General features: G+C 37.5%; 7 protein-coding genes. 6 read left to right on the top strand and 1 reads right to left on the bottom strand.

The window, feature by feature from the left end:
* Positions 1-186 precede the first annotated feature (186 nt).
* On the bottom strand, positions 187-891 hold the full coding sequence (locus AC1DG9_RS16960; protein WP_172663018.1) for a FadR/GntR family transcriptional regulator: 705 nt from the start codon (positions 889-891) through the stop codon (positions 187-189).
* A 173-nt stretch (positions 892-1,064) separates the two neighbouring features.
* Here AC1DG9_RS16960 and AC1DG9_RS16955 point away from each other — a divergent pair, with 173 nt between their 5' ends.
* The 6 genes from AC1DG9_RS16955 to AC1DG9_RS16930 form a co-directional block, all read left to right on the top strand.
* Positions 1,065-4,361 carry a SusC/RagA family TonB-linked outer membrane protein gene (locus tag AC1DG9_RS16955; protein WP_477634930.1) on the top strand — a complete coding sequence of 1,099 codons (3,297 nt, stop codon included), beginning with the start codon at positions 1,065-1,067 and terminating at the stop codon, positions 4,359-4,361.
* 18 nt (positions 4,362-4,379) lie between these two features.
* On the top strand, positions 4,380-5,924 hold the full coding sequence (nanU, locus tag AC1DG9_RS16950; RefSeq protein ID WP_337716278.1) for a SusD family outer membrane lipoprotein NanU: 1,545 nt from the start codon (positions 4,380-4,382) through the stop codon (positions 5,922-5,924).
* Between the two features lie 70 nt (positions 5,925-5,994).
* A complete protein-coding gene (locus AC1DG9_RS16945) occupies positions 5,995-6,924 on the top strand; it encodes a dihydrodipicolinate synthase family protein (RefSeq protein ID WP_172663015.1) in 930 nt (309 codons plus the stop codon).
* 17 nt (positions 6,925-6,941) lie between these two features.
* Positions 6,942-8,120, top strand: coding sequence for a galactose oxidase (locus AC1DG9_RS16940; RefSeq protein WP_288879379.1), 1,179 nt, complete (start codon positions 6,942-6,944; stop codon positions 8,118-8,120).
* A 1-nt stretch (position 8,121) separates the two neighbouring features.
* Entirely contained in the window at positions 8,122-9,369 is a 1,248-nt protein-coding gene (locus tag AC1DG9_RS16935) for an MFS transporter (RefSeq protein ID WP_288879378.1), read from the top strand.
* A gap of 33 nt (positions 9,370-9,402) precedes the next feature.
* A partial coding sequence (locus tag AC1DG9_RS16930) for a BNR-repeat neuraminidase N-terminal domain-containing protein (RefSeq protein WP_477634929.1) occupies positions 9,403-10,171 on the top strand: 769 nt, incomplete at its 3' end.

Here is a 10,171-nt window from a genome sequence, read left to right as displayed (position 1 = left end):
CATTATTTCCTTGTTTATAAACGGAACCCAGGCCTGTTGCCAGTCCGCCTTCACTAGATCGAAGTATGTATTCACCGTTTTGTTCTGTAATCTTAACTGGTAAACGGTTTGATAGGATGATTGTTTTGTTATTAGTTAGCATATTATACTAAAACAACCAAGATAAAGCCTGTTTGTTTTAATAAATTAACTAAAGATCCTTAAGAAATGGTTTTCAAGGTGATTTCTCATCCCGTTTCTAAATAGTTCAGGTGAGCCATTTTCGAGGATGTCGATCAGTCCTTTATGAGATACGAATTTTTGAATTTGAGCAGGTTTTTTCAATAAACCACTATTGTGTACATAATCAAAAATTGGCAGCAGCATTTTTTGAAACCGTTTTAGTGTTTCATTACCTGCTATTTCATAGAGCTTTCCATGAAATATAATCTCATGATCAATATGGAATATGTGGTCTTTTGCGGTATCAGGCTCAGTTTTTACAATCTCTTTTAACTCTTCTATATCTTTTGGGGTAATGCGTTGAAAAAGCAGATCTGCCATTCCTATTTCCAGCACAAGTCTTAATTCAAATATCTCTCTAAGGGTATCCTGATCAAGGATATGAGGATTCATGCTCTTGCTCATGATACCGAAAATGTCGGGACTGGTAATCACAGAGCCCTTTTTTTTCTTCGTATCTATAAGTCCCATCATCCGTAATCTTAAAAGCGCTTCGCGGACAACGGTACGACTTACTCCCAGACTTCTGGATAGGTCTAATTCTGTAGGTATAATATCACCAACTCTTAATTTCCTTTCTACAAGGAGCTTAACAAGATTGGCTTCAACTTTATCAACCAGCGAACTGGTATCTAATTGAATGAGGGATTCAGTAGGGTTAGGCGTCATATTATGTTATACATATGTTTTTGTTGGTAGAAAGGGCTTAAAATAATGATTTAGCTCCTATTCCTATACAATGTTAATAAAAATAATATTAATATTTCTTGCAATATAGAAATATAAGTCACACCTTAGTCTTATTATGTTATACATAATGCTAAAACCTAACCAAAAGAACAATGAAAAGACTTTACCAAAAGTACGTTAGTCAAGTCCTGCTAACGTTAATTTTAAGCATAGCCATGCTTACTGTATCAGGCCAAAACTCTAAAATATCTGGACGGGTAGTAGATGCCAAAGGGCAGGGCATACCTATGGCTAGTGTTTTGATTAAAGGAACCAAAATTGGAACCGCCACAAATGAAACTGGTAATTATGCCATTGCTGCAAAAAGCGGAGATGTGCTGGTAATTAGCTATACCGGATTCATTACCCAACAAATTACCGTTGGAAATCAAAGTACAATAAACATTACGCTTGCAGAAGATACACAGGGACTGGATGAAGTAGTGGTTGTTGGATATGGTACCCAGAACCGAAGGAATGTAACTAATTCTATAGCGAAGCTTGATAAAGAAGTACTTGCAAGTACCCCACGTTCTAATATTGGTAGTGCACTGCAAGGTACTGTTTCTGGTTTGCAGGTAGTTAATAGTACAGGTCAGCCAGGTGCGTCTCCTTTAATTCTTCTCCGTGGCGGTGCTTCAATTAATAGTCCGGGCGCGCCATTGGTTATTGTTGATGGAGTTATAAGAGCATATAATGATATTGCATCAGAAAATATTGAATCTGTTGAATTACTTAAGGATGCATCTGCCACTGCAATTTATGGTGCGCGTGCTAACAATGGGGTGATTCTAATTACCACTAAAACTGGAAAAACAGGATCTGCTCGGATCTCTTATAAATTTACTGGTGGGTATAACCAAAACAGAGAGGGTTATAAATATATGGATGCTAAGGATTACATCTATTATACCCGCTTAGGTTATTTAAATGCGGGAAGAAGTCTCGACCAGGTAAATGCCTCCAGAGGTCTGGGACTCTCTACAAATCCTGCAGATCTTGCAACGTTTGATATTAAGAAATATGTAGCAGGCACAACAACTTTACCTGCTGGATGGGGTGTTCTCGACGACCCTTATGGAGGTCAGATTATGTATAAAGATCATGCTGGCGAGGTTGAGGACGTGTTATTTAGAAATACTTATACTAAAGATCACTACCTAAATGTTACAGGTGGAAATGATAAAGGGAAATACTTTGCTGCTTTTGATGCTTACAATGAAAATGGAGTAATTGTTGGTTCAAATTATAAGAGATACACCGGTGATGTGAACGGTTCTTATAAAGTTAAACCTAATATCGAGGTAAGTAGTGGTGTAAGTTTGTCTACTTCTTCTCAAATTGGTGCTATTGGAGGTGAWGTTAATACACTATATCGTAATATGGCAATTTGGCCTACATTTAATCCATGGCTGGATGAAGCTAAAACCAATCCAAATCCAGGAAATGGAGTTACGGATGGTAACCCACTATATTGGTTAAATCGTCTAGATCGCTCAAATGAGGTAAACAGGGTAGTGGTTAATGGAGCTGTTAAATGGGATATTATTCCTGGCTTATACTTTAAGGCTACCGGAAATGCTTACCTATATGAAAAACTAGACCAATCTTTTCAAAAATCTACACAAACCTATGCCAATGTTTTTTCAGGAACTATAGGGAATAGTACAAGAAACTCTATATATACTTTTGCCAGAGATTTTCAGACTCAATACAATGGTATTTTGAATTACACCAAAACCTTAGGAGGCAAGCATAATTTTAATGTAATGGCAGGTGGTGAGTATTATAATGTGAATTCATATGCAATGCAGGTTTTCGGACAGAATGCACCTACAGATGATATTCCTACTGCTAATGCTTCTACAACCTTTGCTGCTGGAAGTGCAAACAACTATTCTACTAAATCTCAATATAAAATACTTTCAGCTTTAGGAAGATTTGCTTATGATTTTGATAAYAAATATTTGTTTACAGCTGTATTCAGATTGGATGGTGTTTCTAGTTTAGCTGAAGATAACAGAAATGGTTTTTTTCCTGGTATGTCTGCTGGATGGAATGTGCATAAAGAGGATTTTTTTATTAATTCAGGGATAAGCAATTATATTTCTTCTTTAAAACCACGCATCAGTTATGGAGAAAATGGTAACGTTGCCGGATTGGGACGTTATGAGGTTCAGGGTGTTTATGCATTGCAAACTAATTATAATGGGTCTGCAGGTTTCTTAAATACAGGTGTAATTAATGGCAACTTGCGATGGGAAAAAAGTAAAACAACAGATGTCGGTTTAGATTTAGGTTTATTTAAGGACAGAGTTAGTTTAACTTTTGATTACTACGATAGAAGAACAAGTGATTTATTAACAAATCTTGATTTACCAAGCTATGTCGGTTTTGGTTCGTTAAGAACAAATCTTGGTACCTATCAGAATAAAGGATATGAATTTGCTATCAATGCAAACATCTTTGATAAAGGCGATTGGAAAATTAATGCCGGTGTAAATGCTTCATTTGTTAAGAATAAGATTTTACAATTACCATTTAACGGTAATGACAAAAATAGACAGGGTGGACTACAGATTTTTGATCCAAAATCCGGACAGGTTGTTTGGGTAGGTGGGTTACAGGAAGGACAGGCATTGGGAGATATTTATGGCTATAAACAGGTATCTGTTTTTAAGGATGATGCTGAAGTTGCTGCAATTGCCGGTAATCGTACTGATGCAATTGCGGGTATTACAGGGCCAAATCTTGCCGCAGGTAAAAACGGACGCATTACTGCAGGTGATGTTAATTGGCAAGATGTAAATGGAGATAACATTATAGATTCCAGAGATCAGGTTTATTTAGGTAATATTTTCCCTATATGGACTGGCGGTTTTAATACAAGCATTTCTTATAAAGGCTTATCCATGTATAACAGATGGGATTTTGCAGTTGGTCATACCATTTACAATGATTTGGTCGCCAGAACATTGGGTAACTACCAAGGAACCTTTAACTACATTGAATTGCAAAAACAAGCATGGTCGCCAACAAATACAGTTACAGATGTGCCAAAAGTTTATTATGCTGACCAGGTTGGAGGATCAAAACAGAATTATACAAGAGCAAATAATGGCAATGGAGTATTGAATAGTAACAACTCACGATTTTATGAGAAGGGTGATTATCTGGCTTTAAGAGAGGTGACACTTGCTTATACACTACCTAATAATTTGGTAAAGAAATCTAAGGTTCTTTCAAATATGAAAGTTTATATAACCGGTAGTAACTTGTTTTATATTACCAAGTTTTCTGGTCCCTCTCCCGAACCTCCGGTTAATACTGATGGTGTGGTTACTGGTATTTACACAGGTACTTATCCAACGGCAAGGTCATTCATTATGGGTGTACAAGTTGGTTTCTAATATTTAAGAATTAGCGATATGAAAAAGAACATAAAAAATATTCTAATCTGTTTAGGGATTAGTGCAATAGCCCTTAGCTCTTGTAAAAAAGATTTAAATTTAAGTCCGGTGAGCAACTTAAGTGATGCGAGCTATTGGAAAACTCCGGATCAGGTGGATGCTTTTGTGAGTGGAATTCACACCCGTTTTCGCGATCATAATACCAGTTTTGAATTTCTGGGAGAGGTACGTGCGGACATATATGGAACAGATCCAGGTACTACTGCCACATTTACGGGTGAAGCAACTCAAGGCATGGAGCGCATGTGGCTGCATACTTTAGATGCCGATAATTCAGGAGTTAGTAATTTCGGAGGATTTTACAATAACATTAATCAGATTAATCTTTTGATTAATAAATTGAATACTACCAATATAGTGTCAGAAACATCAAAAAAGAATTATTTAGGTATTGCCTATGGTATGCGCGCATTTTACTATTTTCAGCTATACAGGAGTTGGGGTAAAGCTGTAATTGCAACAGATCCTACCGTTGATATTGATATTTCAAATTTAGCGAAACCTGCGTCGACTGAAGCAGAGGTAATGAGCTTAATTAAATCGGACATTGATCTTTCCAATGAAAATTTTGGTACCGATTATTCTTTCTCTGCTAAGAATAAAAAAGGATTCTGGTCAAAATCTGCCACTCAAATGTTAAATGCAGAAGTGCATTTGTGGACAAGTTACAGAGGGGGAGGCACTGCTGATGCTACAATAGCAAAAACTGCGTTGACCAGTATTCAGTCTGGCGCTCCTGCATTATCATTATTAAATAATTTTGCAGATGTGTTTTCATCAACCGGGAAAGACAATAACGAGGTGATTTTTGTTTCAAGAAATAAACTGAATGAAGCTACCCTACCTTTTATTGGAAACTTTGTTCCGCAAACTAGCTTAATCATTAATTTCTATGATTCTTTAGCTGTAAGAAAATTTGATGTGGTTACAGATAACTATGGTGGGTTATTAAGAATCCCTACTAAAATAGCTACCTACAGAAAATTTAATGAGAATGACTTACGCAAAAACTTAACAATACAGGCAGCTTATTCTCAACCAGCAGCGGGTACATTTAAAATAGCCGGAGCATTCCTGAAAAAGTACCAAGGAGAACAAAATGCGGGAAGCAGGGCTTTTACCAATGACTTCCCAATTTATCGTTATGCAGATCTGTTATTACTTTTAGCGGAGGCTAAGGTTGCATTAGGTGAAAGCCCTGCTACAGAGATAAATCTTGTTAGAGCAAGAGCCTTTGGCAGCAACTACAATGAGGCTACTCTGGGTTATCCTCATCAAGCTATAGATGCTGACCCTAAGGAAGCGATACTTCAGGAACGTTTGTTAGAGTTTATTGGAGAAGGAAAAAGATGGTATGATCTCAGACGTATGGGCAATAACTATGTATTTGCTAAAACTGGTTTGGCCTCTTCAGAAACCTACAAGTTGTTGTGGCCAATAGACAGAACCTCTTTGACAAACAATAGGGCGTTAACACAAACAGACGGATATCCTTTATTTTAATTCACAACATTCGCGGGTAGAGTAAATTACTGCTGCCCGCGAATGATTTAAAAACACACTCAACACTTATATGATTTTCGAGAAATTACAAGGCTTAATTGCCGCTCCTTTTACTCCAATGGACAATAACGGAGCCATCAACTTAACTATTATTCCTGATTACTATAGATTTTTAAAACACAATAAAATTACAGGCGCTTTCATCTGTGGATCAACCGGAGAGGGTGTTTCTATGTCTACGGACGAGAAAAAACAAATAGCAAAAGTCTGGGCCGATTGCACCAATGACGATCCTGACTTTAAAGTGATGTTATTTTTAGGTGGTACAAGCATTACAGATTGTAAAGAACTTGCTTTGTATGCTAAACAGATTGGGCTTTACGCTATTTCATTTACTGCTCCTTTCTATTTTAAACCTGCTAATGTTGATATGCTGGCTAAAGCTTGTGCAGAAATTGCTGCTGTAGTACCAGATATGCCTTTCTATTACTACCACATACCCGTGCTAACAGGAGTAGGCCTTGCCATGTATGATTTATTGCAGGCCGTTGATGGTAAAATTGAAAACTTTGCCGGAGTAAAATATACACACGAAGACTTTATGGATTTCTTATCTTGTATGAACTTTAAAGATGGAAAGTACGACATGCTCTGGGGTCGCGATGAGAATATGCTTTCGGCATTAGTGCTGGGCACAAAAGGTGCAGTAGGCAGTACATTTAACTATGCAGCTCCTTTATACTATGATATGATCGATGCTTTTGAGAACAACAACTTGAAAAAAGCTAATTCACTGCAGCAGCAATCCATAGATATGATCAGATTGTTAGGCAAATACGGTGGTATAGCTACAGGAAAAGCTTATATGAAAGTGGTTGGAATAGATTGTGGTGAGTTTAGGTTGCCCGTTAAAAACATGGATAGCAATCAGTTTGAACATTTTAAATCTGATGTAGCAGCACTTGATTTTAATACTTTTAAATCAAACGCGCCTCATTAGTTTTTATTAATAGGCTTATGAACAAATATTTATTTTCTTTATCAATCCCTTTTATGCTAATGATTACTGATGTTTCTGCCCAGGAAACTGTAATAGAGCGAGTACAATGGTATACAGCTGCAAAACTGCAAAATGCAGATGGCAGTACTTCATTGGGCTTTGCGGGTGCTGTGAATGCTGTTTTTAATGATGTCCTTCTGATTGCTGGAGGCGCTAATTTTCCCGATAAAATGCCTTGGGAAGGAGGGAAAAAATATTATTCAGATAAGATTCAGATGCTGCTTAAGCAAAACGGACACTTTGTATGGAGTACAAAAACATCAAAGCTACCGGAACCTGTAGCTTATTGCGGGAATACTTCAACTGATTTGGGAGTGGTTTACGCCGGGGGCGAAGGTCAAAACGGTTTATCTGACAAAGCATTTATCATTACCTGGGACACTCCGGAATTAAATATCATTGTAAAAAAATTACCCGATTTGCCAATTGCAGTTACTAATACCGGGCTTACCCATATTGGTAATGTGGTTTATCTGGTGGGCGGTGATAAAGAAAAAAGTTCATCTGATGCCTTTTATAAGCTTGATCTAAATGTTAAAGATCCAATATGGCAAAAATTACTAAGCCTACCGGTGCCACTGGCAAACGCCTTGATTGTAGCGCAGGCAGACAAGATCTTTGTAATAGGCGGCCGTACTAAAACACCTTCAGGAATTAGTGATTTACATCATACAACTTACGCTTATGATTCTGCTGTGGGTATATGGCAAAAGTTGGCTGATATTTCTGATGGCAAACAAACAATTAATTTTTCTGCCGGAGCAGGGATTGCCGTAGCGAATGATCTCATTTTAGTTACATGCGGAGATAATGGAGAGGTTTTTCATAAAATAGAAAACTACATATCTCAAATTGCTACATCCCAGTCCCAGAAAGAGAAAGATAAACTCACTTTAGAAAAGAATAAGTTAAGCATTCATCATAAGGGTTTTTATAAAACACAGCTGGTATATAATACCACTAAAAATACCTGGGTTAAGTTGGGTCAGCTGCCTTTTCCGGCACATGTTACCACAACTGCCACCAAATGGGGCGATGATATTGTTTTATCTAACGGAGAAATAAAACCCGGTGTCAGAACACCATCAGTAATGATAGGTAAAATAGAAACAGATCAGGGTTCAAAAAAACAATAATATGCTAAAGAAAAACACAAATAATTATGCCTGGGTGCTTGTTGGATTACTGTGGGTAGTGGCATTATTAAATTATATGGACAGACAAATGCTATCGACCATGAAGCCAGCAATGCAAATTGATATTGAAGAGCTCCAATCGGCTACCAACTTTGGTTATCTGATGGCAATCTTTCTGTGGATATACGGTTTTATGAGCCCTGTTTCAGGAATTATAGCTGATAAATTCAATAGAAAATGGCTAATTGTAGGTAGTCTATTTGTTTGGTCGGGAGTTACATTTTTAATGGGCTATGCCGAAACTTTTAATCAGATCTACTGGTTAAGGGCGATAATGGGCGTTAGTGAGGCACTTTACATTCCTGCAGGGCTATCTTTAATCGCCGATTTCCATTCACCTAAAACACGATCTTTGGCTATAGGTATTCACATGACAGGACTGTACATGGGCCAGGCCTTAGGTGGTTTTGGAGCAACCATTGCCGACAAGTTCTCATGGCAATCTACCTTTCATTGGTTCGGAATAGCGGGTATTGTTTACTCGTTTATCTTAATCCTCTTTTTAAGAGAGAAAAAGGTAAATGATGATGAAATGGTATCCGATAAAATTATAATTAGCACTAAACCCTCGCTTTTTAAAGGATTGTGGTTGCTGTTTACAAATATTTCCTTTTGGATTATTCTGTTTTATTTTGCAGTTCCAAGTTTACCCGGTTGGGCGGCAAAGAATTGGTTGCCTACATTATTTGCGCAGAATTTAAATATTCCAATGGCCACTGCCGGGCCACTGTCAACCATTACAATAGCGGCTTCTTCCTTTCTAGGGGTAATATTTGGGGGTATTTTGTCTGATAAATGGGTGCAGAAAAACATTAAAGGGCGTATTTATACCAGTGCAATTGGTTTGGCATTAACCATTCCATCCTTATTATTACTGGGCTTTGGCCACTCACTCTTTCATGTTGTGGGAGCGGCTATTTGCTTTGGTTTAGGCTTTGGAATGTTTGATGCCAACAATATGCCCATTCTTTGTCAATTTGTTTCGGCCCGATATAGGGCAACAGCATACGGATTGATGAATATGACGGGCGTATTCTTCGGCGCTTTTATTACCGATTTGTTAGGCAAATCTTCTGATGCCGGCAGCCTTGGTAAAGATTTCGCAATGCTTGCAGGGATTGTGGTCATTGCATTGGTTGTTCAGCTTTATTTTTTGCGTCCACAACATAATGATTTTGTTGATGCGTAGTAGTTTGATAGTTAAATAGATTGATATAAGATAATGACACAGAGAAATATAATGAAAGCTATTCTGGTAATGATTATTGTATTAGGCATTACCTCATGTAGCAAAAAAATATATACAGAAACAGGTGCAAACGCTATAAAAATTAGCACTGTTTCTACAGAGAACCCAATATTTAAAAGAATAGAGGCAAATGCTTACCTGCGTATTGAGGTAAACATACCGGCAGGAAATCATGAAATTGCCTATAACGCCATTTCCGGATCTGTCAATAAAGAAGTAATAAAAGATATAGCTAAGCTAGAAATATATCAGAGTAATGAAAAACCTGACTTTAACAGCGCTAAATCAATTGGAAGCACTGTTCCTTCAGGCAATAAATTTACAATTCCTTTTGATGTGAAATTAAAACCAGGTATTCATTATTTCTGGCTTAGTGTTGGCTTAAAGAACGACGCCAATATAGATCACAAATTAGACCTGAATGCAGGCTTCYTTACAGATTTATCTGGCTTAGCTTATAAGATTAATCAAAATAAACATACACCTAACCCTTTTGGTATTGCATTGCGTAAGCCTAAAGATGAAAATGTGCATACCTATCGTATCCCGGGAATTGTAACTACCAACAAAGGTACCCTGATTTCGGTTTACGATATCCGCTATGATCACAGTGGTGATCTTCCGGCAAACATAGATGTAGGTATGAGCCGAAGTACTGACGGCGGTAAAACATGGGATGCTATGAAAACCATTATGAACATGGGTCGTGCAGATGAAAACAGCGGTGTAGGCGATCCTTCTG

It is taken from the genome of Pedobacter sp. 05L430, from assembly GCF_056397585.1.
The sequence above is the reverse complement of the archived record's forward strand: the minus strand, read 5'-3'. Positions and strand labels throughout refer to the sequence as shown.

What these genes read in the sequence shown, in the direction of transcription:
- AC1DG9_RS16960 (WP_172663018.1), bottom strand. Translation starts at nt 891, where the DNA reads ATGACGCCTAACCCTACTGAATCCCTCATTCAATTAGATACCAGTTCG.
- nanU (WP_337716278.1), top strand. Translation starts at nt 4,380, where the DNA reads ATGAAAAAGAACATAAAAAATATTCTAATCTGTTTAGGGATTAGTGCA.
- AC1DG9_RS16945 (WP_172663015.1), top strand. Translation starts at nt 5,995, where the DNA reads ATGATTTTCGAGAAATTACAAGGCTTAATTGCCGCTCCTTTTACTCCA.
- AC1DG9_RS16940 (WP_288879379.1), top strand. Translation starts at nt 6,942, where the DNA reads ATGAACAAATATTTATTTTCTTTATCAATCCCTTTTATGCTAATGATT.
- AC1DG9_RS16935 (WP_288879378.1), top strand. Translation starts at nt 8,122, where the DNA reads ATGCTAAAGAAAAACACAAATAATTATGCCTGGGTGCTTGTTGGATTA.